This is a genomic window from Ardenticatenales bacterium (genome assembly GCA_020634515.1).
GTDB lineage: Bacteria > Chloroflexota > Anaerolineae > Promineifilales > Promineifilaceae > JAGVTM01.
This window is the reverse complement of sequence record JACKBL010000002.1, coordinates 172,499-196,997: the sequence shown is the minus strand read 5'-3', so window position 1 is coordinate 196,997 and position 24,499 is coordinate 172,499. Positions and strand designations below refer to the sequence as shown.

The following is a 24,499-nucleotide window of genomic DNA, read 5'->3' as shown; positions in this document are numbered from 1 at the left end:
GACAGGCGGGAGGCAAGGTATCGGTTCATTCTTGGAAAATGAACCAATCTGAATAGGCGGCCACCCAGCCGGGGGGCACGCCCCCAAACAGCCGTCATCCCTGACGTCTCTTCTTGTCCAACACATCCAGGCGCGTAAAAAATGAATGCTCCCCCGTCAACGTCGCCAGTTTCAGATACAAGGGGCGGCCATCATCCGCCTCAAAGGCGATAGACACGCGCTTGCCTGGAATCTGCCCCACCATGCGCCAATAGTCCGCGCTCAGCGCGTCTACCTCGCGCAACTCCCCCTCGTCGGACTCCTGTCGCCCGGCCAGCAGTTGCTCCAGGCGCACGACATACTTCTCCAGAGAGTTGTCCAGATAGATCACGGTCGCCTCAAAAACGGCCCGGATGTAATCGCCTTCGGGTAAGTGCCAGGCGAATTGCAGCGGAAACGAATCACCAATGTTGTACTTGTGTTCAGGCATACACCTATTTTAACGGCAAATGGAAACCATTCAAAGCCGCCCGTTCAATCGCTGTTGGCGCTGATTTTGGGGCGCGGACGCCAGTTCACCGCGCCGACGCCGCTCAAGATTAACAACCCACCGACTAACAAACGCCAATCAGCCTGTTCCCCCAGAAACATCACGCCGGCGCTGACCCCCACCACCGGCAGCAGATAGGTTACAAGCGTTGTGCGCGTCGCGCCCCACCGCTGCAAAATGAAGAAGTAGCAGATGTAGGCCAGGCAAGAACCCAACACGCCCAGCCAAAGCAGCGCGCCCACGGTGGACCAGGTGAGCCGCTGCCCGTGGAAGTCGTCAAACAGAAAGGCGGCCGCCCAGACAAAGAGGTCGGCTACAAAGAGTTGCCCAAAAGCGGAGACGACCGGCCCTACCTGACGCAACCGGGCGCGGGCGTAGGCGGAGCCGCTGGCGTAGCAGAAGGCCGCCAGAATGATGGCAGCCGGCGGCAAAAGGCCATCCCAGGTCCAACCCAGCCGCCGGCTCAAGAGCAAAACCACGCCACCAAAGCCGACAAACAGGCCGAACATCGTGCCCGTCGTGACCTCTTCCCGCCGCAGGATCAATCCCGAGAGGAAGATGCTGAACAAGGGCACTGTGCTGTTTAGCACGGAAGCCACGCCACTGGAAACGCCGTTGTCGCCCGATTCTCCCCAGGTGATGAGGACAAAGGGGAGTGCTGTGTTCACCAGGCCCAAAATGAGGAGAGGACGCCAGATTGTCCAGGATGCCGGCATAACCAATCCCCGCCACTTGATGATCACGCCCAATGCCAGCCAACCGATCAACAGCCGGAACCCCACCAGCGTCAACGGGTGCAGCGTTTCCAACGCCACTTTGATGAACAGGAAAGACGTCCCCCACATCAACGCCAGACCGAGAAATGCCAGCCAGGTGTCGTCAAAAAAGCCTTTTCCCGAAAACGGATATTTCAGTTGCACGTCAACTTCGCTTTCCAATTTGCCTGTGCCGGCAACACTACAAAAAAGGCCGCTGCCCTGACGGACAGCGGCCTCCACATTGACCGAATCGTAATCATTGGACCAATTTCACACGCTCAATGACGATTTTCACCAGAGAAAGTTGGTCCAATCTGGCTTAGCAGTTACCCGAAAACAACTTCCCACATTTTACGGACGATTACTGACAAGCTACCATAGGTAGCCGCTACCTATGGTAGCCGCTACCCAGGGTAGCCGCTACCCAGGGTAGCCGCTATCCAGGATAGCCCCTGTCCGCACCTTTCCGCTAAATCGTTCGCGGACAGCCACTAACGAATGGCTATTTCCGTATCCTTGTCAAACAGGTGCATATTGCCCATGTCCATCACCATGGACACGCGCCCGCCAATGGTCGGCGCGGAACGGGTGTCTACAATCGCTACCAGGCTGCGGCTGCCCGTGTTCACGTACAGGTGCAGTTCGTGCCCCAGGAGTTCGACCACTTCCACGACGCCTTCCAGCGGTGAAGGGGTAATACTGGGCGGCGCGTAGTTGACGGCGTGGATATGCTCAGGACGCATCCCAAAAACGACCTGCCGCCCGATATAATTGCCGTACATTGATTTGCGTTCCGGCGGCACCATCGCCCGGAAATCGCCCGCATCCATAAACAAATTCCCTTCTTCCGCCACCAACGTAGCATCAAAGAAATTCATGCTCGGGCTGCCAATGAAACCGGCCACAAACACGTTGTGCGGCTCTTCGTACAACACACGCGGCGGGTCAATCTGCTGTAATTCGCCCGCGTGCAACACGGCAATACGGTCGCCCATCGTCATCGCTTCCACCTGGTCGTGGGTCACGTAGATAAAGGTCGTGCCCAGACGCTTGTGCAGCTTGGAGATTTCCGCCCGCGCCGTCACGCGCAGTTTCGCGTCCAGGTTCGAAAGTGGCTCGTCCATCAAAAACACGGCTGGCTCACGTACAATCGCCCGACCCACCGCCACGCGCTGGCGTTGACCACCAGAAAGCGCCTTCGGCTTCCGATCAAGCAGTGCCCCCAACCCCAAAATATCCGCGGCTTCCTTCACGCGACGGTCAATTTCCGCCTTATCTACTTTCCGTAGTTTCAGACCAAAGGCCATGTTGTCATACACGGACATGTGCGGATAAAGTGCATAAGACTGGAACACCATGGCAATGTCTCGATCTTTCGGCGGTACGTCGTTGACTACTCGGTCGCCAATCAAAATCTCGCCCGCCGTAATCTCTTCCAAACCAGCCAACATACGCAGATTGGTGGATTTGCCACATCCGGACGGACCGACAAATACGACGAATTCTTTGTCGGCGATTTCAATGTTCATATTCTTGATAACATTGACGTCGCCGAAGCTCTTTACCACGTTGCGATAGGATACACTAGCCATTTACGGTCTCCTTGGGGAATTAACCGTCTTGGAAACAAGACAGGACGCACATTGAGGAACTACAACAAAATATAGCCACACCATCTACTGATGTCAAGGCTTTGCATAGTTAAAAAACCAAATTCGTTGACAGGTTACGCATTTTCCCCATTTTGATAGGGCAGGCATCCAGGTAGTCCCTTTTCCAAATCGGACGCCACCACCCCATAGTCCGATTTAGAAAATCGGACTACCCGTTTTGACCCCCAACCGCGATAGCCTGGACGCCTCATTGCAACAGCGTCAGCAAAATCGCCAGCAAGAGCAAACCGGCGGCAAGGAGCAAACCATTGCGATTTTCCTGCAACGCCAACAAGAAAGGCGGACGCGCCGGCTGGCTGCGCTCATCGCGAGGACGGCGGCTCTGCCCAAGCAGCACCTGGCGAAACTGCATCACGCTTTTGGGGCGGTCATCCGGGTGCATGGACATCGCCCACAAAACGGCCTCCGACACATGCAGGGGAATGCGTACATCAAGCTCACGCGGAGAGCGCAGCGCCGCCGCCCGCAGAAATCGCTCTTTGGCGGAAGGCGGCGGCACTCCGGTAAGCAAATGATAGAGCGTCGCCCCCAGAGCATAAATGTCAGACCGTACGTCCGTATGGTCATTGTCGCCGCCGTACTGCTCCAGAGGCGTATACAAGGCCGTGCCGCGTCCCTGGATGACGGTAATGGTGCGTGCGTCGTCACCGGCCATCAATTTCACCAGACCAAAATCTACCAACTTAATGCGATTGTCGGGGGTGAGCTTGATGTTCGCCGGCTTGATGTCACGGTGCAGCACGGGTGGCATTTGCCTGTGTAAATAGGCAAGCGCGTCGATGATTTGTAGCGCCCATTCCAACACCACGTTCCCGTCCAGTCGCCTGTTTTCCTGCTGGCTCTGTTCCAGTATCTGCTTCAGGTCGCGGCCAGCAACAAAATCCATCACCAGGTAGTCGCGGCCATTGTCACGAAAAAAGTCGGATACTTTGGGCAGATTAGGGTGGTCTAGTTGCGCCAGGATGCTGGCTTCTTGCAGAAACTGGTTCTGCATCTGCGCGGTGATGGTGGGGTCAGCATTCGTATCGGGTTGGACTTCTTTGATGGCGCAAAGCCGACCGGGAAGACGCAGGTCCTCGGCGCGATAGATGCTGCCCATGCCGCCTTGTCCAACAACGTTGGTCAGCTTATAACGATTGCGTAGAATAGTGTTATCTTTCAGGGGGGGAAACATGGTCGTTTAGTATTTTACGTTTTGCGCTTTCCGCTTTATCATTGTTTGCCATAGAACAATTGTTTAATTGTTGCCGTTGTGGTGGATGTTGATGCCGGCATTCACCCAACATTGCCTGCATGTAACTGCTAAGCCAGATTGGACCAATCTCCAGAGAGCGTCAGTAGTTGCGCCTGCATAATAAAAGCTGGGGCGGAATAGCGGAACAATCCTTTCTCGTCTCGCAAGTAAAATTGGCTGAGGTAATCATGAACCAACAACCTGTACTTATCACACGTGAGGGCGAGCTTGTCGGACAGCAGTGGCCGTTAGATGCACCCGAAATCATGATCGGGCGTGGAAGCGATTGCCACATTGCCCTCCCCGAAAGGCAAGTATCTCGCTATCACGCCAAAATCAGCAAAGAAAGCGGCGGTTACGTCTTGCACGATCTGGACAGCAAAAACGGTACCTACCTGAATGGAACACAGATCAAGGGATCGGCGCGATTACAAGACGGCGATGAAATCCAGATAGCCCTCTGCGTCAAACTGCTCTTTGTCGGCACGGATGCCACCGTCCCCCTCACCTTCGAACCGCCCACCGTTCACCGCAGCCTGATCCTCGACGAAGCCCAACGCTCCGTTCTCATTGACGATGCGCCATTAGACCCACCTCTGTCTCTGGCGCAGTACCGACTCTTAAAAGAGTTGTACGACGCCGACGGCGCGGTTTGTGATCGCGACACCATCGTGGAAGCTGTGTGGCCGGGCACAGGGGGGAGTGGCGTCTCGGAACAGGCTATTGACGCCCTCGTGCGGCGGCTGCGTGACCGCCTGGCAGAAGTTGACGACTACAACTACATCGTCACCGTACGCGGGCATGGCTTCCGCCTGGACAATGAACCCCATTAAGGGCACATCCGTCCATACCAGTGACGGATGCGCCCTGAGCGGCGTGGCCATGCGCAACTGACTGCGACGACAGGGGCAGGCCGTGGGTCTGCCCCTGCTCGTTTCATCATCACAGGCGGCTGGCAACCAACTTCTCCAAACTCTTCAGTCGGTCCGTGGTATCGCTGTCGCCAGCCTGGTCCGTTTGCTGCGCCAGCATCCGCAGCAATTCCACCATCCGCGGAGACACCATCTCCGGATTGGCCGTCAGCAGCGCATCCTGCTGCGCCGGTGTCTCTGCTTCCATCAAGTCGTTCAAGAACCGCAACTCTGGCGGCGTCTGACTCTCCACTTCCTCCAAAATCAACTCGCGGATTTCAGTCAGGTTATCAAACTGTTCCTGCGCGCCCGCTTGCTCCGCCTGGGCAATCGTCATGGAAAGCAAGTACATAAACGCTTCGTCCATTTCATGTAAATGCTCCTGCACGGCGGCGCGCTGGTCCGGCGCGCGGGTAATGGCCTGTAGCACCTTGCTGGCCTCATCCATAATGGCCTGCGACTCCCGCTGCGCTTTCGCCTGAACTTGCAGCAGCCGTTCACGAATAGCTGTCAGGCGGCTCGCCCGCGCCTGCTCGCCACCCTGGTTCAGTCGCTCAATTTCATCCGTGAGCAGCCCGAAGAATGTGTAATTCAATGCCGGCTGCCCCACCGTTGTCAGGCCATCCACAAGCGCATCTTCCTGCGCATACTTCGTCACGTATTCAAAGAGCAGTTCCGGTGAAAGCCCTCCTTGCTTCTTTGCCGCCTGACGAAAACGGTGCAGGATCGTTTGCTGCCGTTCCAATCGCTTGCCCACCTCGGTTTCCTGGTAGAGTCGCGCCTGCAAATTGGTCAGCTTCAACGTCTGCTCCATGTTATTCGACTCCGTGGACGCTTGCAGCACGCTGCTCAACATGGCGAAAAATGTCTCATCAATCATATTCGCGCGCTCTTGCAGCAAAATATCCACCACATCAGGACTCGCCGTGGACAACGTTTGCAGCAGTTCCCCTTGCTTCCGCTGGTGGGCGATCATCTCCGGTGTGATCCCCTCGGTTTCCAGAACCTTTTCAATGAGCGTCTGGTAACTGAGGATGGTTTGCGGCTGCAACATATAGCCGCGCCGTTTTTCCGGTGGGGTCTGGTTGATGATCTGCTGCACCATGTCGCCGATCAGTCGCTGCTGTTCGTTATGCGACAGGTTTAATTCCATGGGCACGAACACCATGAACATGTCGTGGGCGGGATCGTGGTAGAGCAGTGGCGTGCCTAACTGCGCGGTGAAGCCGCAGTTGGGGCAGGTGGCTACATTCAGCCGACCGCTGAGCAAAAGTTGTTTCAGTTGAGGCGTCTGCCCCACATCAACGACCTGGAAAACTTCGGCGGTAAACGGCGTGCGGCATTGAGGGCAATTGAGTTGTGTTAACATGGTTTCTCACTTTGTCTGGATGGATCAGGTTTGCCTGGCTCCACCCCACGCGGGCAGGTCAGGATGAATGGAGAGGCAAGGAAAAGGTAAAGGTCGTGCCCGGACGGTCGTCGGCATTGCTCTCGAACCAAATACTGCCGTCGTGGGCTTCGATGATAGCTTTGGTCAGGAACAATCCCAGTCCCGTGCCGTCTGTCTGGCGGCTGAGGGCGTTGTCCAACCGGGAAAACTTCTGGAAGATACGATGTTGTTGATGAACAGGAATGCCGATCCCTTCATCACGCACGGACACCGTAACGTAATCGCCGTGCGTTTGCCCGGCGAGGACAATGGGACCACCCGCGGGGGAGTATTTGATGGCATTGCTGACGAGGTTATTGAAAACCTGGGTAAGCCGTCGTTCGTCACCGCGGACGATGGGGAATTCTTCAGGAAAGCTGATTTTGAAGGTGTGTTTGCCGGTTTGGGCGCTGAATTTGCGGGCTACGGATTGAGCCACTGCCGGCAAATATACCTCCCCACTCCTATCTAAGGCAAAAGTGCCGGATTGCAGGCGGGAAGCCGTGAGGAGATTGTCTATCAAATCGGTGAGATTGTCCGCTTCTTCCTCAATGACGGCCAGGTATTCTTGTTGGACTTCGGCGGGCCAGGCGGCGTCAACGCGGCGGAGCGTGCCGGCATATCCTTTGATGATGGATACGGGCGTCTTCAATTCATGGCTGATCACGGAGATAAACGTCTTCTGCAACTCCTCCTCCTCCTGGAAACGAGTCAGGTCTCGCACATTCGCCACGATATTCACCAGCCGCCCCCGCTGATCCTGCACCGGCGCATAGGTAATGCCGAGGCGAATCGCATCCCCCCCCATCCGCAGCAAATCCCCTTCGACGTACAGATGCGCGCCCCCAGGCGCGGGCCAGCCTTCCGCCTGCGCCTGTTCCAACGAGACATTCGTTTTCAACACGCGCCAACGGACCACCTGCTCGTGTGGTTCACCCATCACTTCCGCCGCCGTCCAACCCGTCATGCGGCTGAGGGCATTATTGAAGACGAGAATGTTCAGGTGGGCATCCAAAATCATGATGCCATCCGCGCTTTGTTCCATGATGGCATCCAGCCGCTGTTTTTCCGCTATCACTTCCTGGTACAATCGCGCGTTCTTGACGGCGATGGCCGCCTGATCGGCAAAACTTTGCAGCAAGTTGGGGGCGTCGGCACTAAGGCGATGCTGTCCGACAAGAAAGACGTAAATCATGCCAACCACCGTGTCGCCGCTCAACATGGGCAGGCGCATCACCTGTGTCAGGCCAATGTCCGCGGATTGAGCCAGCGCCTCCACCATCTGCGTTAGTTGGGGAATGATCTGTCGCTCCTGTCCCTCTTCGTAGGCAAGCCCGCGCAGGAGGATTTCGGAGCCAGAGATCAGATGGCGCGGGATACCGTAGGCGGCAGCAATGCGGAAGACCTTCTCGTGGGGATCGGCGAGGGCGATAATGCCGGCACGTCCCGAAATAAACTCCACCGACGCCTGTACAATAATCCGCAACACGTCCCCCAGATCCAACTCCGAAGTCAGCGCGCGACTAATGGCCAACAGATATTCTCGTTGACGAATGCGATAATCAACTAACACAACTAAACCTTCCGCCTGTTATTCAACCGCAACCTTGCGCCCACCCACCACGGCAGCGCCACGTCACCGTCCTCAAAATAGACGACAAAAGTCTCAAAGCAACCCTGACATCGACACACCCGGTCAAGACGTTTGGCGTCCGACATCCGCTGTGGCAGCCGGCAGCGCCATGTTCAGCTTTTCGCATTTTAACATAAGCGCGTCAACCTGGCAGAAACCCACCTCAACAAAAAAGCCCGCCCGGTCAGAGCCGGACGGGCTGATTCAGGCCATGTACAGGACAAAAGGCGTCAGCCGACCGTGCCGGGATCGATGCCCGCCGCCTTCAATGCCTTGTTATACTCAGACCGCATTTTAGAATTAGCGATACGCGCCTTGCGCACGTCCGCCGGGTCCATGTCATCCGTAATATCAATGTAAGCGGGCGGCGGTGGCACGTTGGCCGTGGGCGCGACCACCACCACCGGCGCGGGGGTCGCGGCGGCAGCCACGGGCGCGGGCGCGGCAGGCGCGACCACGGCTTCGCCACCGCCGGCGGCTTTGTACGCTTTCATGGCGGCGGAACGGGCCTTCGAATTGGCGATACGCGCCTTGCGCACTTCGTCCGGAGACATCGCATCGGTTATTTCGATAACGGGATAATCGACGCCGGCAACCGGCTCGCGCGCGGCGGCGACGGACGCGGCGGCGGGGGCCGCCACCGGGCGGGGGGCGACGCCAGGCACGGGCGCTGCCGGCACAACCGCTGCCGTTCCCGCTTCTTTCAACGCCTTCACCGCCGCGGAACGCGCCTTTGAGTTGGCGATACGCGCCTTGCGTACCTCCGCCGGGTCCATGCTATCCGTAATTTCAATGACCGGATAATCCACCCCCGCCACCAGGTCCTCGGGCCGTTTGGATGGCACGGCGGCGGGCGCCGCGGTCACTGCGCCTGGGGCAACCGCCTGGGCCGCCTGTGGACCATGCAGCACGCCACTCCAGGTGTGGAACTGGGCAATCTTCACCGCCGTCAGGGGGTCATTATCCACCCCACGGTAGGCGCTGGGCGCTTTGGTAGTCGCATTTTGCCCGTGGATTTTCATGTTGCCCCAGCGGGGCGTCGCCGCGGCCTGACGGGCGGCAATCAGCCGCGCCTGTTTGATCTGTTCCTCCACATCCGCATTGACGGGAATCTTAAAACCTTTGGTTAGCATCGGGTTATAGCGGCTTTGCTCCAACTGTTGCTCCGCCTGGACACTCGTTACCTGGCGGCTGGCAAAGCCCGATAGGAGCGCCAACACAGCGCCCACCGTAATGGTCAACACCACCACTATTCCCGTTATCGTGAGAAGATTCATAACCTGTTTCCCCAAGGTTTACGTCGTATCGACACTTGACGCAAAATGACGTGAACTGGCATTTCGACAGCAGCAGGCGGTCGCACAAGACCACCAGAATACCGCCCATTATACAAATTGTGCCTATTTTCTCAAACCAGAAGTGACCATTCCGCCGATCGGCAAGACCCGTACGATTTTGCTTGTTACGGTCTGTTTTCGAGGACATCCGGCGAGCCTACCGGAATGGTCACACACAATGAAGAAAAAGGAACTGGCGCGATACAAAACAAAACAGCCCAGGCAATGGTGGCTGGGCTGTCATAGTGCCGAAGGTGGGACTCGAACCCACATGAGCGTAAGCTCACTACGCCCTGAACGTAGCGCGTCTGCCAATTTCGCCACTTCGGCATGGCAGAACAAAATTCTAGCAGCAACCGCAAAAATGGTCAACACTTTCACAACCACGCGGGTGATGCTTTTCGTGGCTGCGCGGCTTATCATCTAGGGAAAATTGGGCGAATTTTGTGGCTGACAATCCGCGCAACTTCCGGTAAAATGGGAAGAATTACCTACGTGTGCCGGTTTGCCGACGTAAACGTTCATATGTAACAGTGTATCCACGACAGTTGTTGACCTGGCGTTTTGACGCGCTACGGCGACTATTCAGGTGCGACCCGCTTTTGCGGGTGCTGTGCCGTGAAAAGGGCGTCTACAAGCGCGTGCAGTCGTCGCAGGAAATCCGCGGGCCGCGACACATAGGTTAGGTTGGGTAGCGATTCGGGATCAGACAAGGCAGGATGTGGCATGAGTGAATCGGTTAACTACAAGGTCAGTTATGTCGTTTTGGGGCGGAAACATCCGGGAGCAGTCATCAATATGAGGCGGCAGCCACGAGTGGGGGACGAGGTGGCCTTCGATGGCAAGGTTTTTCGCGTACTGGATGTGATGGAGTTGATGCCGGCATTAGGCGACTTCGGCCTGCTCCATGCCACCTGCCAATACCTGCGCGAACAAAAAGGATGAGGTCAGGCCATCTCAATAGCCCCCTGGGCCAACCTGGACGCCTCCTGCAGCCCCTCCGGCATCTCCTCCGCCCCCTTCGCGTTGACCCAGTGAATATGATAGTCGCGGCTGCGTTGGTCCAGCGCCTGCCATAAATCCGCATTGGCAATCGGCTGGCCGTCCTTCTTGTGCCAGTCGCGCAGACGCCACCCCTTGATCCACCGTGTTGCCCCTTGAAACAGGTAATCGGACGTGGTGAACAGGTGCAGGTTGGTCCCCGTCGGCAGCAGCGCCAACCCTTCCAACGCACCCATTAGCTCCATGCGGTTATTGGTCGTGCGCGGCGCGGAACCACTCAGTTGCCGTGTGTCCGCGCCTTCTTCCAGCACGACACCCCATCCGCCAGGTCCGGGGTTGCCTTTGCAGGCGGCGCGCACGTAGAGGCGGGGGGCGTGGGGGTCGAGCGCGGCGGCGGGGGTGATAGATAGCCGCGCCTGTCTCGCCAGTTCATCCACGCGCTCGTTGTGGGAAATGCCGGCATGTCCCCGCACCCAATGCCACTCAATCTCATGCGCCTGCGCCAACTCCCACAAAACCTGCCATAAGTCCGCATTGGGAACCGGTTTGTTCCCCCGCTTCCACCCCTTCGCCGCCCACGTCGTAATCCACTCCGTAATCCCCCGCCGCAAATACTCCGAATCCGTGTACAATTCCACCTGGCAGGGACGCTTCAACGCCTGCAACGCGGCAATCGCCGCCTGCAATTCCATGCGGTTATTGGTCGTATTCGGGTCATGTCCCGTCAACACCTTCTCATGCCGGCCAAACCGCAATATCGCCGCCCAACCGCCAATCCCCGGATTGGGGTCCGCGCCGCCATCTGTATAAATCACAACATTTTCTTTGGTCTCTTGCATCATCCTGCCCGGAGCAAATTATGAATTACCACGAATACGAGCACATTCTATTTGAAAAACGCGAACACGGCATCCTCTGGATCACGCTCAACCGGCCCGAAGTCCTCAACGCCGCCGACGCCCGCCTGCACACGGAGCTGGTCGCCCTCTGGCACACCATTGACGCCGACCCGGAAGTTACCGTGGCCGTGATCACGGGCGCGGGGCGCGCTTTTTCCGCCGGCGGCGACCTGAAACTGGTGGAGAATGCGTATCAAAATTACGAGGAGATCACGCGCATCCTGGATGAAGCGCGCGACCTGGTTTACAACATGCTCCACTGCCAGAAACCGATCATCTCCGCCATCAATGGCGCGGCGGTGGGCGCGGGACTGGTGGTGGCGCTGCTGGCCGACATCAGCATTGCCGCCGCCAGCGCACGCCTGGCGGATGGGCACGTGCGCATGGGCGTGGCCGCCGGCGACCATGCCGCCATCATCTGGCCGCTGCTGTGCGGCATGGCTAAGTCCAAATATTACCTGATGACGAGCGATTTTGTCAGCGGGGAAGCGGCGGAGCGGATGGGGTTGGTAAGCCTGTGCGTGCCCGACGCGGACCTGCTGGAAAAGGCAATGGCGGTGGCGATGGACCTGGCGACAGGGCCGCGCCACGCGATCAAATTCACCAAGCGGGCACTAAACCAGTGGCTGTTGCAGGCAGGACCGATTTTCGACCATTCGCTGGCGCTGGAAATGCTGGGTTTCTTCTCGGTGGACATGGCCGCGGGCGTGGCCGGGCTGCGGGAAAAGCGGAAGGCGGCGTTTCCTTCCAACAAGCAACAATCAACGGAAAACGGGAAACGGAAAACGGACGACTCCACGCCATCCACTACCCACTGACCACTACCCACTGATCACCATCTCACGGTTCCGCCGTGATCGCATTCGTGGATTCGCGGCATTCGCAGGCTTCGCGCACGTCGTCGCCGCGCGTGAGCAGGCCATCGTATTCGCGCCCCAGCCCGCGCGACGACCAGCCGCCCAGGTCAAAGGGGATCGGGCCGTCGGCAGAGACCCAGCGGCCATTGTAGGTGCGGGCGATGTGGACGTGGGTTCCGTTGGAGAAGCCGCCTTCGCAAGAGGGATGGCCCAGGGGATCGCCGGCGTGGACGAAAATGCCGGCATTCACCCGCTCCCGGCTCTCCACATGCATATAATGAATCGCCCAGCCGGTTCCCACATACCCATCTCCATCCAGGTCCAACACCACCGCCCCCTTGTCCGCACGCGCCACCACGCCATCCGCCATCGCCCGCACCCAGGCATCCGACGGGTAGCAGCCCAACTGCTCGCTCGTGGGCACAAAATCCAGCGCCGCCCAGGCGGAACCGGAAGCCCAGCCTCCGTGCGGCCCGCCGGTGAAATACCACGTCTCCCCCGCCGCCCACGGCAGCCGCAGCGCGGGCTGCGCCAGGTCCGGCGGCCACAATGGATCGACGGTGTAGGCGAATGGATTGCCAAATAGTCGCTGGTAGACGCTGAAGAAGCCTTGCGGACCGATGTCGCGCAACCAGCTTTCGTAGGTAGCCGTATCCCCTGAGCCAAAGAGGAGTTGCACGCCGATTGTGCCGGCATTCACATCCCCCGCAAAACCCACCCGCGTCCCATCCGCCAGCGTAAAACTGTGCAATCCCCCCTCCTGCGTGCCATAGTACCCCCAGTTGAGCAAATTTGCCGCCCACGACAACTGGCGATACAGCCCCTCATACCCCGCCTTCCCATAGCCCATCGGCGTCTGCGGCTGGGTGACTGTCCGCTGCGTCACCCAACCAGAGCGATACTCCAGCACCGCCAGCAGCAGCCGCGGATTCACGCGAAAACGGTCCGCCACCAACTGCACGATCTTCGGTCCGGTGAGCAACTCCCCTTCCACGTCCTCACTGTAATAGGGCAGAAAGCCATTAAAGCGCGTCAGCGTGCCCACGAGGCTAAAGTCGCGCGCGCCCGGTCCGTACACGAGTTCGCTGTCCGGGATGAGCTTGGTATTGGGAGCGATGATCGCCGGCGCGCCCGGCACTTGCAGCGCCTGTCCCACGTACAGCAAGTCCGCCTCGCCCAGTCCGTTCAGATCCATCAAGGCTTCCACGGTGGTCCCATAGGCGGCGGCGATGTACCCCAGGGTCTCGCCAACGGTGACTTCGTGTGTGGTCAGTTCCCCGCCCGTGCCGGCATTTACCACGCGCGGCGGGTCTGGTGTGGGAACGCCCTCATACGTCGGCAGCCGCAGCGGAACCGGCGTCGGCGTCGGCACAATGGTCGCCGTCAACGGCAGCGGCGGCGACTGCGCGCCCGCGGGCGTGATCGGCGGCGTGGGAATCTGCGCCAACAGCACCACCGTAACGGGCGGCGTCTCCGTGGCGGGCGGCGCGCAGCCACCCACAATCAGGGCCAGTCCCAGGCTACAAACCACAATAAACGTTGTCATTTTCCTCTTAAACATGGCCGAATTGTATAACGAGCGACAACTGGATGGTAGTCATGGCATTGGTCGTTCACAGTTGGCGATTGATGGTTGACGGTGGCGCGGGCTACGGGCAAACGCTACAATCTTGGAGAGATTGGTTCATTCTTGGAGAATGAACCAATCTTGGCGGGAACAAGCGCCATTCAACGACCACCCAACGGCCATCCCAACCGGTGTGCCGTCGCCTATCACAACTGCCCACCATGCAAGCAAACTACGTCCAACGCCTCCGCATCCGTTTCAGCAAAGTCGGGCCGACGCGCTACATCGGCCACCTCGACCTGGCGCGCACGCTAGAACGCGCCTTCAACCGCGCCCGCCTGCCCATCGCCTACACCCAGGGCTTCAACAAGCGCCCCCGAATGCAGTTAGCCACGGCCCTGCCGCTGGGCTTTACCAGCGACTGCGAGATGGTGGACATCTGGCTGCAAGAAGCCGTGGACCCCGCCGCCGCCCAGGTGCAACTCGTCGCCCGCATGGCTCCAGGCATCCTCGTTCAAGAGGTCGTGGAAGTGCCGATTTCTGAGCCGCCGCTGCAAACGCGCACCCTGGATGCGACCTACGAGGTAACGCTGCTGCAATCCGTTGACGACACCGAACTGCGCCGGCGCGTGGCGGCGCTGCTGGCGGCAGCCACGCTGCCACGCGAACGACGGGAGAAGGAATACGACCTGCGCCCGCTCATTTATGAATTGGAAGTGATGCCGGCAGCGGATGGGTCGCCCCGATTGGAAATGCGCCTGGCGCTGCAACCTTCGCAGACCGGTCGCCCCGATGAGGTAGCCCAGGCGCTGGAACTGGACCCACAGACGATTCGCGTGCATCGCACGCGCATCACACTGGAGCCATTGTCCATTCCCGCTTCTTGACCGGATGTAAACGGATAACAACATGCGGCGTCACTGCTTTGTTTCCCGATACGCCTGGGGTATTCTCCTAACGCTGCTGCTGCTGATAGGGTGCAGCGGGCAAACGCCCCTTCCGCCTACGCCGACGCCCGCCGCCACGCCCTCGCCGCCACCGCCACCGGCCACGCCGACGCCGCCGCCACTGCTGCCGGACACCGGCTGGGAAGCCTTGCAACCCGGATTGGAACGGCGCATCATTTTTCTCCTTACCGACGATGGACACCCTTACGAGCAGCTTTATCTGCTGCGCCTGGAGCCGGCGCGGTTTCGTTTCGATATTGCCTACCATGCGGGGGAGCCACAAACGCTGTCGGACTGGCAGGCGGAGACGGGGGCGTTGGTGGTGATGAATGGGGGATATTTTACGCCGGAGTTTATGGCTACGGGGCTGATTGTGGTGGATGGGGAGGCGAGCGGGGTCAGTTATGGGGATTTTGCCGGCATGTTCGCCATCCCCCCCCACGGCCCCGAATTACGCTGGCTGGCAGAGCAGCCCTACGACCCCGCCGAACCCCTGCGCGCCGCCCTCCAATCCTTCCCCATGCTCATCAAGCCGGGCGGACAACCCGGCTACCCGGACGAAGATGGCCGCCCCTCGCGCCGCGGCGTCATCGCCCAGGATCGGCAAGGACGGCTGTTGCTGCTGGCCGCCGGCTGGGGCAGCTTCACGCTACATGGCCTCAGCGAATACTTGCTGCGCGGCGACCTGGACCTGGATCGCGCCCTCAACCTGGATGGCGGCACATCCACGGGCCTGCTGCTGGCCGACCCGGCGGAAGGCGTGGGCGCGATGGTGGCCGTCCCCACGGTGATCCTCGTCTATCCCCGCTGACCACCGCCCGAAAACAGAACGCCGCACCCGGCGGGCGCGGCGTCCTTCACCTTCGGTTCTCCGCCAGGCATGGCGCCGCGAGAGAGAATGCTGTGTACGCTACATCTCGTCCGCCGGCTGCAACAGGGCCAGCAGGTTCCCACTTAAATCTTTGAACCAGGCAATAACGCCGACGCCGGGCACGGGCATCTTGGGGGCTACGATGCTGCCACCCAACGCCTCCACCTGCGCCAGCGAAGCGTCGATGTCGTTCGTTGACACATAGATCACGACGGAACCGGCAGGGACGCCGTCGCTGATGGGATTGAACCCGCCGCCCAGCCCGCCGGTATCGAACGTGACATAGTTCATCTCCGGGTATTCCTGCGTATTCCACCCGAACAACGCCTGATAGAATTTTGCGGATTCATGCAAATCGCGTGAAGACAATTCGATGTGTACAAATTGGTGGTCAGGCATGTTTTTCTCCTCTTGGGTTGTGATAGGATTTGAGCGTACTGATAGCCTTATGACGATCAGATTGGGGTTTTTGAAAGTCTGCCGGTCATAATCAACACCATAAATTATAGCACATTTGTTCTGTATTTGTAACTACTAAACTGGATTGGGGTGCGCGGGGTTTTTGTGGACACCACCATTTTTGTGGGGCGAATACTGTTCCGCGCCAGGCGCGCAGCGCCAGGCGACGCCCTCGACTCGGGCGGAAACAACTTGTGTTCCCCGTATTTCTGTGAGAGGCAATGGGCTTATGGGTCATCAACAAAAGTTCCGCGCACCCAACTGGATTGGACCAATGTTCTCTGGTGAAATTGGCCTTTGAGCGCGTGAATTGGGTCCAATCTCCAGATTTTTCAACTTTCATGGCATCTCTTCCTCGTGCATATCGGTCATGAGTCGCCACACGGCCGTCCATTGCCCATTCTGCAACGAGAATCCCCACACCTCTCGCCCACGCCCCTGGTAGCGTTGCCCTTCCATGACATAGCGAATCTGGAACGCATAGGAGGCGAGCGCCGCCGTCCCGACAACGTCTACCTGGTACTCGGACTCGGCAAAATCCTCAAGGGTGGCTTGCGCCAGGAAATCCTGCCAGGATGCGACCATAGCCGCCCGCCCCCGGATTCTGCCGGCAAAATCCGGCATCACCATCACCACGTCATCGTGCAAATAACGCCCGGCATCCGCGGCGCGTCCTTCCCGCCAGGCCTGGTTAATAGCCCGCAGGATTGTTCGTACGTCATCAGCCCGCGTCATGTTCATCTCGCATTTCTCCCCTCAAAAGAATCATATGCTGGATATGCGGCTTCCGGGAAGTTGCGCGGCTTCCCGGAAGCGCCATGACTCAACCCGTCATATCCAGAAAGCCGACGAATCTCGACGGTCTCAGCCGCACCACCCACTCCCCCGGCACGCCGTTGCGCGCGCCATACGCTTCCGCCTGGTCCGCCCCCATATACTTACCGCCAATGCGCGCCGCCCAATAGCGGACGTCGGCGGGGGCTTCATCGATCACAACCTCCCCTTCGACCTGGACGAAACTGAACGGCGGCGTTTCTTCGTCCACGCAAAGGCAGATGCGCGGGTCACGGCGCATGTTGGCGGCCTTCACGCTCTTGTGCCAGGTCATAAAGACAATCTCCTCCCCATCTACGTCATACCAGACGGGCACGACATGTGGCCGTCCATCGGCGCGCACCGTCGCCAGCTTGCCCGTGCGCGCGCCCTGGCGCAAAAATCGCATACAATCGGCAGAGGTCATTTTTTTCATCGTTTTCTCCAGCAAAATGGAACACGGATGCACTCGGAAGACGGTGGGTAAGGCTTTTTCGGAATTTGAAAGTTCCTAGTTTTCATCCCTGGTGGCTTCGGCCTGAGCCGAATCGAGCAGGACGCCCCACGCAAGGGGAACTTCTTCGGCAATCCTGAAAGTGGGATAGTCGTTATGTGGCTTGATAGGAGGATACCGAAACGGGGCGGAGCTGTCAATGAATGCCGGCATTTCCCCACGTCCGCCCCTCCCCGCTCACCACCAATAAGAATTGGTCCAATCTGGCTTAGCCGTTAGGAAAAAGTTACATAGGAAATAGAAACATCTAACGGTATAATGGTCATGCCAATGGGAATCTGGTGGAGCAAATCAAGTCTCCAAGTACAATAGCTCTACCCAACAACGAGATTTCGGGAAAGATCTTCCAGGAAGATTGATCCCGTTTCCAAAATCGCTTCCTAAATGCAGCGTTTTGACCGGAAAAGACCTTCCAGGAAGATGTGAATACACCCTTTATGTCAATTTTCCGTTGTCGTACTAAATGACCGTCTAAGAATAACTCCCCCTTTTTAGATTGGGCCATTCTCCCAGAATGAACCAATCCTGGCACTCAATGACGCGAATAACAAGACACATTTGGCCTGATATGGAGCTTCCGGAAGGTTTGTTGGACCATGTACCCCGAAGTCTGAATAGTCACGAAGGAGAATGAATATGCATCGTTTCCGTCTGTTCTCACTTTCCTGCCTGCTGGCCGCGGTTGTTTTAATATGGCTCACCGCGCCCGGCGGCAGCGCGCGCGCCGCGGGCGACGCGCCAGAGGTGACGTATGTTTCCTGGTTAGGGCAGGGATTGGGCAGCCCCTCCAGCCGTCAGCCGGATGCGACGCAATCCGTAACTGTTTATGCGCGCAGCGATACGGGCCTCGGCGAAAATGTGTGTCTGGAATATACGCCCGATTTCAGTAATTTTTTTCGCCTGACGTGCGCTTATTCTTCGGCCCTGTCCAGCGGGCAGGGGAACTGGCATTGTAGCATTCCGGCGCAAAATGCCGGCACAACCGTCACCTACCAACTCTTCACCGCCAACGACTGCATCCCCCCCGCCGGTGCCGGCAACTACACCGGCTTCAATTGGAGCTACGCCGTAGACAACGCCTGCGCCGGTTCCCCTGACGACATCAAAATTAACGAAGTCCTCTACGACCAGCCGGGCAGCGGCGTGCGCGTGGCAAACAGTGAATGGATCGAACTGGTCAATACCAATGCTGACGGCAACAGTTGCGTCAGTCTGGACAACTTCGCCGTTGACGACCTGGACAACAACAGCTTCGATTTGCCCAATATGCGCCTCTACGGCGGCGAATACCTGGTCCTTTACACAGGCAGACCTTCCCAAACGCGCCAGAATCCCGTGAACTATTCCGCCGACTTCCTCTTCGAGGATGGCGTGCGCCCGCCCTTGCCGCCCGCCGGCGGCAGCCAGGCTTTCGTGGGTTGGTTAAATGCCGGCAACACCGTCTGGAACGATGGCGGCGACGAAATTCTCCTGTACGTAAACCTCGGCGGCGGGCAGGGATACGACGACGGCATAGATACGCCCGTGGACGTGGTGCAGTGGGAAGGCGGCAACGACACAATCCCCGGCGCGTTTGGCTGGACAGGCGGATGCAGCCCGAATCCCACCGCCACCCAGGGCATCAGCCTCAGCCTGATCCCCGGATTGCCCAGTGCCGATTGCGCCAGTTGGGAAGCCTCCGGATCGTCCGGCACATTTGGCGGCAACACCGGGTACATGGGCAGCACCCGCGGCCCCAACTCCATCGGCGGATCCAACGAACCGCCTTCAGGCATGGCGCTGGCCTGCGACCCGGGCGGCGACGTGCCGGTGTTGGATGGCGACCTGAATGGAGACGCCGGTTGGGATATGAGTACGGCTCCCGGTTCGACCTTCCAGATTTCAGAGGCGGCGCACGCTTTCCCTGCTCCCGCGGATGCCGGCGACGTAAATTCTGACTTTTTGGGTGAGTCCGCTGCCGGCACTTTCTGGACATTCAACGGCTCCTGGAACGAAACCAACCTCGGTGGCCAGGCCGACGTGCGGCAGTTCCTGCTCACCGCCGACGATACGTATCTGTATGCCGGCATCACCGGCGTCTGCGGCATCTGGGCGGACAACAACGGCGGCAACGACCTCGTTGACCTGTTCATGGCCATCGACACCGACAACGCCACCGGGGAAAACGTCTACGAAGCCAACGCCCCCTGGAACAAGAACGTCGATTTTGCCGGCTGGAACCCGGAATATATCGTCGCCGTGGAGCGCATCCAGAGCGGCAACGACTACGCCGCCCTGCTGGACACGCCCGGAACCTGGAACGCCACCAACCTCGTCTACGGCACGGATTGGGCCGGCGATTTTGGCGACTGCGAACTGGAATTCAAACTTCCCTGGTCCCTGTTAGGCGGTCGCCCCAGCGGGATAGTTTGGAATTTCGCCATTTACACCACGCACGACGCCGACGGCTATGACGTGTATGACAGCGGCCCCGGCACGGGCAACTCCCTCTACTTCGAGCAGATTGGCGACTACCCCGACGACGCCGACTACGCCTGTGGCACGAGCGATCCCGTCAACATTGCCGCCGGCGTGAGCGTGGACGAGCCGGGCTGCAACGATGGCTACGGCGACAGCGATAACAGCTACGTGGGCGACGATCCCACCGACGGCGGAAACGAACCGGGCAGCGATACCAGCGGCAACGACACGGACACGATCATGGAATACTATGCCGTGGCCTTTGACAATGACGCCTGCTCACCGCTGGCGATCACTTTGCAGCAAGCCGCCACGCGCCCGCACGCAAGCCGCCCCAGTTGGCTCACCGCCGCCGTCATGGTCCTGGGGCTGATTTCTCTGCTCAGCCTGCGCAGACAGCCGGATCTTCCTGGAAGCTGATAGCTTCCAGGAAGGTGACTTCTTCACGAACGCTTCACAGCGTGCCTGTTCCCATGCCGCGCCGGTTTGTGCTATCCTATAGTTTAGGTTTTTCCTTATGTTGACCCGGGGTTCTCGTCCGGGCAGCCAGGTGTAAGCGGCGTGTCCATTTCACAGCAGTTGGCTCAATTATTAAGCGCATCCCCAGGCAGCCTCGTCTTCCACCTGGTAACACTGTTTGCTCTGCAGACAACGCTGGCGCTGGCCTGGGGAGAAGCACGGCAGGCGCGGGGCAATGAGGAGGTGCGGCGGTTGGCATGGGCGGCGGGGGTTTTGCTGCTGGCGCGGCTGGGGATGGTTCTGGCTGCCGGCATTTTCGCCACCACCTCGCCCGATTCCGCCACCACCCTGAACACCCTGCTGCCCCCGCTCGAACAGTCCCTCAACGCCCTCACCATCCTCGCCCTCTGCTGGGCACTCACCCCTCCCCCACAACGCGCGCCTCGTTTGCTGGATGCCAGTGCCGGCATCTACCTCCTCCTCCTCGCCATCACCACCATCTTCTTCACCGGCGCCTGGTACAACCTCGCCCGCCAGGGCAACCTCCCCCTCCCCTACAACGCCTCCCCACAAACCTTCTTCTGGGGAATCCTCCAACTCACCCCCCTCCTCGTCGCCCAGTTCCTCATCTGGCGCGCCGCGCCCCCCGACACCTGGCTGCGCCTCATCATCCTGGGCACGCTCACCCTCGGCCACGTCGCCCACCTGTGGAACTACCCCGAATCCTTCCCCGCCGCCAACGAAATCCCCTACTGGATTCGCCTCGGCCAGCTCATCGCGCTGCCCCTGCTGGCGGCCTTCACCTACCGCGCCAACCTGCGTCGCCTGCTGCAAGCGCAAATGGTCAACCGCCCCCCCGCCACGCAGTTAGCCGCCGCCCTGCGCCTGACCACCCCCCCCCTCGCTGCCCACCAGCCGGACGACCTGTTCATCGCCGCCGCGCGGATGATCGCGCAAATCACCGCCGCCCCCTTCGTCGCCGTCGCCACGCCCAGCCACGAAATCGCCCACCACCTCGTGCTACACGGCATCAGCAACAACGAGCAGGCGCACACCTGGTGGCTAAAACTGGCGGACTGGCCTGCCCTCAGCCAGGTCATGACGCACCAACAAAGCGCCACCCTTTCCCCCGACGGGCGGGGCGCTCGCCAACTATTCCACCTCTACCAGGAACTGGGCATCTCCGGCAGCGGCATCCTGCACATGCTGCCGCTGCCGGCCGGTGAGCAAACGCCGGGGATCATCCTCGTCGCCGCCGCCGCCGGCGCCCCCTCCTCGTCCGCCGCCGATCTGGACCTCCTGGCAGCGGCGGCAACCTATCTGGGTTCCTTGCTGGCCCGGTCAGCAAGTCTCCTGGGAGAGCGCGAAATCACGATCTTACGCCAGGAAAGAGACGAAGCGCGCCAGGAATTGGCGCAAATCAGGCCCCGCCTCGCAGAATTGGAACGCCATATAGACGCGCCCCCTGTCGCGGCCGGCGCCCGCGTCGAAGCCCTGGAAGCGGAGACCGAAGCCCTGCGCGCCGCCCTGGCGGAAGCGGAAGAAGCCGTCTCCCTGGCGGCGGCGCAGGTGAAACTTAGCCCGGAATGGGTGATGCGCACCGTCACACGTTACTCCGCCGAATTGGAAGAGGCGCAAAGCCGCATCCAGCGGTTGCAGGAAGAACTGGCCGACAAGAATGAGGCACATGTGAACGCCGCCGTCGTGGCCCTGGCGCAAGAACTGCGGTCCCCCATGATGGTCATCGCCGGCTACACGGAACTACTGCTATCGGAGACTATCGGGGGACTGAACGATGTGCAGCGAGATTTCTTGCGCCGCATCAAGGGAAGTAGCGAGCGCATGGGGCTGCTCTTGCAACAAATCATCCACACCGCCGAACCGAACGCACCGCGCCGCCAACTGATCGCGCCCGCCAGCCCGACCCAGGCCATCACCGAGGCCATCGACGCCATAACCGGACAGATTCGGCAAAAATCGCTGCGGCTCTATCTCGACCTGCACCCGGAACTGCCACCCGTCAACCTGGAGCGGGAGCAACTTTATCGAGTGGTGGCGTATCTGCTGGAGAATGCGTGCCGCGCCTCCGTCAGCGGCGGCGCCGTGCGCCTGCGCGCCCAGGTGCATCGCCTGCAGCGCGCCGCCCCCAGCGAAGTACAATTGCTGGGTTTCCTGCACCTCTCCGTCGCGGACACCGGCAAGGGTATTCCACCGCAAGATCGCGCGCACGTCTTCCGCCCGCACCTGTCCGCGGATGATCCGCTGATTGCCGGACTGGGGGAGACGGGCGTCGGTCTGTTCACGGTGCGCAACCTGGTACTGGCGCAGGGGGGGCGCGTCTGGGTAGACAGTGAAATGGGCGAAGGCAGCACGTTTACGGTGCTGCTGCCGATCCTGGCCCCGCCCACAATCGGGGTGAATGGCGATGGCGCGCGGTGAAGGGATCCCGGCGGAGATGACGGGTGGGCGCGGCGGCATTTTGCTGCTGGTTGGCGTCGTTCTAGCCCTGGTCATGTCTCTGTCGCTGGCGCGAATGGACGAGCGGCAGGCGCGGTTGATTGTTCCCCCTTCCCCGCCGGCGGTTGCCAATCTCCCCTCCCCAACGCCGCGCCCGACGCTGGCCCTGCCCACGGCCACATCCACGCCGCGCCCGATGCCGTTGGCGACGCCCGGCACAACCCTGATGCCGGCATCCACGCCCACTTCCACCGCTGTACCGATCATGCCGGCATGTGGCCTCATCCCCACCGGCTGGCAGGCGTATCACATCGTCAGCGGCGACAGCCTGTTTACCTTGTCCGTCCGCTCCGGGGCCACCATCAGCGAAATCCAGCACGCCAACTGCCTGGAAAACAGCCAGATTTTCGCGGGGGCCGTGCTTTATTTGCCCCCCGTGCCACCCGCGCGCCCGCCCTGTGGTCCACCACTGTCCTGGGTGACTTACGTGGTGCAGCCGGGCGATACGCTGTTCTCGCTGGCGCTGAGCCGGGGCACCACGGTGTACGAAATAATGCGGGCGAACTGCCTCAGCAGCGTGACGATTCAGGCGAACCGGGGGCTATTTTTGCCGCCAATGCCGGCATCCCCCATTCCCCCCACACCCGTCCCCCCCACACCCGTCCCGCCCACCCGCACGCCCACAACCGCGCCCACCCGCACCCCAACGCCGCCCCCCACCATTCAGCCCACGCGCCCCCCCACATCCACCGCCACCCGGCCGCCGCTGGTCACACTCACCCCCAGCGCCACGCCCGTTCCGCCAACACGCACCGCCACGCCCGTCCCCACCACCACGCACACGCCCGCGCCCAGCGCGACAGCCACCGGCGCGCCTACCGCCACTCGCACACCGCCGCCCCCAACCGCCACCCCCACCCCCACCCCCCCCCCGCCCCACCACCCCCCCCCGACTTGTAATTGCTATGCCAGATTGGCCCCATTTTCTCTGGTGAAAATGGACGCCGCCCACCGCCACGGCCACCCCCCGGCCACCGCCACCACCGCGCCCACCGCCACCTATACCCCCGCGCCCAGTGATACGCCCGCTCCCACGCCGCCACCCACGGACACACCCGCGCCACCGCCATCCGCCACGGCCACGCCGCCGCCGCCGCCACCATCCGCCACGCCGACAACCGCCCCCAGCAGCACCCCGCCCCCCCCCCCCACGCCCACGCCATAACTCCCCCTCGCCCGGCATACGCCATTTCCGTGACTTTGTTGGTCATGTGTGCCGGCATATTCTCCGTGCTATACTAGAACAAAGTGCGACAACAACCGTGTGCCAGCAGATTTCCCATCGTTTTGTGATTTGTTGAAACCAACTCCCAGCAAGTGATATGAAGGTAGCAAAGGTTCATCTAAAATACTTCAAGCGATTTCGAGATACGGGTATCTTAGACTTACCCGATCCTGGCACCCAACGACTGCGGCTCTTTTGGATTTCGCGGGGCCTGCCCCACATAGGGATTTGGCGTGAAGGCTTTAGCCGGTTCTCGCGCACACATTACGGCGAAAGCCTCCACTCCCCGCAGATTCCTGGAGAACCAAAAGGAATTGTAACGATTCACGTCTCCGAGAGATTGGACCAATTTTGTAGACATAACAGGATTTAACCAGAGCAAATTGGTCCAATCTGGGCAGACGA

General features: G+C 60.0%; 20 protein-coding genes and 1 tRNA gene. 8 read left to right on the top strand and 13 right to left on the bottom strand.

Annotated elements, in window-relative coordinates; all coding sequences use genetic code 11:
• Positions 1-94: 94 nt before the first annotated feature.
• The 4 genes from H6650_05430 to H6650_05415 form a co-directional block, all read right to left on the bottom strand.
• Positions 95-469, bottom strand: coding sequence for a hypothetical protein (locus H6650_05430; GenBank protein MCB8951436.1), 375 nt, complete (start codon positions 467-469; stop codon positions 95-97).
• A gap of 44 nt (positions 470-513) precedes the next feature.
• On the bottom strand, positions 514-1,527 hold the full coding sequence (locus H6650_05425; GenBank protein ID MCB8951435.1) for an EamA family transporter: 1,014 nt from the start codon (positions 1,525-1,527) through the stop codon (positions 514-516).
• A gap of 251 nt (positions 1,528-1,778) precedes the next feature.
• The gene (ugpC, locus tag H6650_05420) at positions 1,779-2,879 is read right to left on the bottom strand and encodes a sn-glycerol-3-phosphate ABC transporter ATP-binding protein UgpC (GenBank protein ID MCB8951434.1); all 1,101 of its coding nucleotides are present in this window, start codon (positions 2,877-2,879) and stop codon (positions 1,779-1,781) included.
• 268 nt (positions 2,880-3,147) lie between these two features.
• On the bottom strand, positions 3,148-4,134 hold the full coding sequence (locus H6650_05415; GenBank protein ID MCB8951433.1) for a serine/threonine protein kinase: 987 nt from the start codon (positions 4,132-4,134) through the stop codon (positions 3,148-3,150).
• Positions 4,135-4,382: 248 nt separating this feature from the next.
• On the opposite strand from H6650_05415, the gene H6650_05410 reads away from it, so the two are divergent.
• The gene (locus tag H6650_05410; GenBank protein ID MCB8951432.1) at positions 4,383-5,027 is read left to right on the top strand and encodes an FHA domain-containing protein; all 645 of its coding nucleotides are present in this window, start codon (positions 4,383-4,385) and stop codon (positions 5,025-5,027) included.
• 109 nt (positions 5,028-5,136) lie between these two features.
• Here H6650_05410 and H6650_05405 read toward each other — a convergent pair whose 3' ends face one another.
• The 4 genes from H6650_05405 to H6650_05390 all read right to left on the bottom strand — a co-directional run bounded on the left by H6650_05405 (position 5,137) and on the right by H6650_05390 (position 9,834).
• Entirely contained in the window at positions 5,137-6,474 is a 1,338-nt protein-coding gene (locus H6650_05405; GenBank protein MCB8951431.1) for a CpXC domain-containing protein, read from the bottom strand.
• Between the two features lie 58 nt (positions 6,475-6,532).
• Complete coding sequence (locus H6650_05400; GenBank protein ID MCB8951430.1) at positions 6,533-8,107, bottom strand: PAS domain S-box protein; 1,575 nt, start codon at positions 8,105-8,107, stop codon at positions 6,533-6,535.
• Positions 8,108-8,397: 290 nt separating this feature from the next.
• Positions 8,398-9,444, bottom strand: a complete 1,047-nt coding sequence (locus H6650_05395) for a hypothetical protein (protein ID MCB8951429.1) — start codon at positions 9,442-9,444, stop codon at positions 8,398-8,400.
• A 306-nt stretch (positions 9,445-9,750) separates the two neighbouring features.
• A tRNA-Leu gene (locus H6650_05390) sits at positions 9,751-9,834 on the bottom strand.
• A 396-nt stretch (positions 9,835-10,230) separates the two neighbouring features.
• Here H6650_05390 and H6650_05385 point away from each other — a divergent pair.
• Positions 10,231-10,449 (top strand): hypothetical protein, encoded by a 219-nt coding sequence (locus tag H6650_05385; GenBank protein ID MCB8951428.1) that lies wholly within the window; start codon positions 10,231-10,233, stop codon positions 10,447-10,449.
• Positions 10,450-10,451: 2 nt separating this feature from the next.
• On the opposite strand, the gene rnhA is transcribed toward H6650_05385, so the two are convergent.
• The gene (gene rnhA, locus H6650_05380) at positions 10,452-11,348 is read right to left on the bottom strand and encodes a ribonuclease HI (protein ID MCB8951427.1); all 897 of its coding nucleotides are present in this window, start codon (positions 11,346-11,348) and stop codon (positions 10,452-10,454) included.
• Between the two features lie 17 nt (positions 11,349-11,365).
• On the opposite strand from rnhA, the gene H6650_05375 reads away from it, so the two are divergent.
• Entirely contained in the window at positions 11,366-12,223 is an 858-nt protein-coding gene (locus H6650_05375; GenBank protein MCB8951426.1) for an enoyl-CoA hydratase/isomerase family protein, read from the top strand.
• A 22-nt stretch (positions 12,224-12,245) separates the two neighbouring features.
• Here H6650_05375 and H6650_05370 read toward each other — a convergent pair whose 3' ends face one another.
• Complete coding sequence (locus tag H6650_05370) at positions 12,246-13,808, bottom strand: LysM peptidoglycan-binding domain-containing protein (protein MCB8951425.1); 1,563 nt, start codon at positions 13,806-13,808, stop codon at positions 12,246-12,248.
• Positions 13,809-14,050: 242 nt separating this feature from the next.
• On the opposite strand from H6650_05370, the gene H6650_05365 reads away from it, so the two are divergent.
• Positions 14,051-14,716, top strand: a complete 666-nt coding sequence (locus H6650_05365) for a DUF2344 domain-containing protein (protein ID MCB8951424.1) — start codon at positions 14,051-14,053, stop codon at positions 14,714-14,716.
• A gap of 22 nt (positions 14,717-14,738) precedes the next feature.
• A complete protein-coding gene (locus tag H6650_05360; GenBank protein MCB8951423.1) occupies positions 14,739-15,587 on the top strand; it encodes a phosphodiester glycosidase family protein in 849 nt (282 codons plus the stop codon).
• Positions 15,588-15,686: 99 nt separating this feature from the next.
• Here the strand turns inward: H6650_05360 and H6650_05355 are convergent, their stop codons facing one another.
• The 3 genes from H6650_05355 to H6650_05345 all read right to left on the bottom strand — a co-directional run bounded on the left by H6650_05355 (position 15,687) and on the right by H6650_05345 (position 17,355).
• Positions 15,687-16,046 (bottom strand): VOC family protein, encoded by a 360-nt coding sequence (locus tag H6650_05355; protein MCB8951422.1) that lies wholly within the window; start codon positions 16,044-16,046, stop codon positions 15,687-15,689.
• Positions 16,047-16,445: 399 nt separating this feature from the next.
• The gene (locus H6650_05350) at positions 16,446-16,847 is read right to left on the bottom strand and encodes a nuclear transport factor 2 family protein (GenBank protein ID MCB8951421.1); all 402 of its coding nucleotides are present in this window, start codon (positions 16,845-16,847) and stop codon (positions 16,446-16,448) included.
• An 82-nt stretch (positions 16,848-16,929) separates the two neighbouring features.
• Positions 16,930-17,355 carry a PPOX class F420-dependent oxidoreductase gene (locus tag H6650_05345; GenBank protein ID MCB8951420.1) on the bottom strand — a complete coding sequence of 142 codons (426 nt, stop codon included), beginning with the start codon at positions 17,353-17,355 and terminating at the stop codon, positions 16,930-16,932.
• 714 nt (positions 17,356-18,069) lie between these two features.
• Between H6650_05345 and H6650_05340 the strand changes: the two genes are divergently transcribed.
• From H6650_05340 to H6650_05330, 3 genes are all read left to right on the top strand, one after another.
• Positions 18,070-20,313 carry a lamin tail domain-containing protein gene (locus H6650_05340; GenBank protein ID MCB8951419.1) on the top strand — a complete coding sequence of 748 codons (2,244 nt, stop codon included), beginning with the start codon at positions 18,070-18,072 and terminating at the stop codon, positions 20,311-20,313.
• A 141-nt stretch (positions 20,314-20,454) separates the two neighbouring features.
• A complete protein-coding gene (locus tag H6650_05335; GenBank protein ID MCB8951418.1) occupies positions 20,455-22,791 on the top strand; it encodes a hypothetical protein in 2,337 nt (778 codons plus the stop codon).
• The gene (locus H6650_05330) at positions 22,778-24,034 is read left to right on the top strand and encodes a LysM peptidoglycan-binding domain-containing protein (GenBank protein MCB8951417.1); all 1,257 of its coding nucleotides are present in this window, start codon (positions 22,778-22,780) and stop codon (positions 24,032-24,034) included. Before H6650_05335 ends, H6650_05330 begins: the two co-directional genes overlap by 14 nt.
• Positions 24,035-24,499: the final 465 nt, after the last annotated feature.